The following is a 561-nucleotide window of genomic DNA, read 5'->3' on the forward strand; positions in this document are numbered from 1 at the left end:
GTCAGGGGGCGGCCGCGGCGCCACACCGCCCGCAGGCTCCTGACCAGGTTGATCCCCGTCAAAGGCACCTCCACCAGCCGCCCCGTGGCCACGTCGGCCTCCACCGCGTACCCGCTCAGCACCGCCGGCGCCACCCCCGCCTGCGCCGCGCCCTTCACCGCCGAGTTCGAGCCCAGCTCCTGCCGCGGCCCCGCGCGGTGCAGGCCGCCGAAGGCCACGTCGAGCGTCTCCCGCGTACCCGACCCGGGCTCGCGCACCACCAGCGGCGTCGCGGCCAGCTCCGGCCCCCTCAGCGCCGTACGGCGGCGGGCCCACGGATGCTCCGGCGCCACCACCACGACCAGCCGGTCCGTCCCCACGACCCGCCCGGCCAGCCCGTCGGCCACGCTCGGCCCCTCGACGAACCCCAGCTCCACCTCCCCGGCCAGCACCCGCGCCGCGACGTCGGTGGAGTTGACCACGTCCAGCCCCACCTGCACGTCGGGCTCCCGGTGCTGCAGCTCGCCGAGCCAGCGCGGCACCAGGTACTCGGCCACCGTCATGCTCGACGCCACCCGCAGG

General features: G+C 77.4%; 1 protein-coding gene. It reads right to left on the reverse strand.

Annotated elements, in window-relative coordinates:
- A partial coding sequence (locus ACTWPW_RS64575) for a LysR substrate-binding domain-containing protein (RefSeq protein WP_443175093.1) occupies positions 1–542 on the reverse strand: 542 nt, incomplete at its 3' end.
- Positions 543–561: the final 19 nt, after the last annotated feature.

Source organism: Nonomuraea sp. KM90, from assembly GCF_052246675.1.
In the GTDB taxonomy this organism is placed as follows: domain Bacteria; phylum Actinomycetota; class Actinomycetes; order Streptosporangiales; family Streptosporangiaceae; genus Nonomuraea.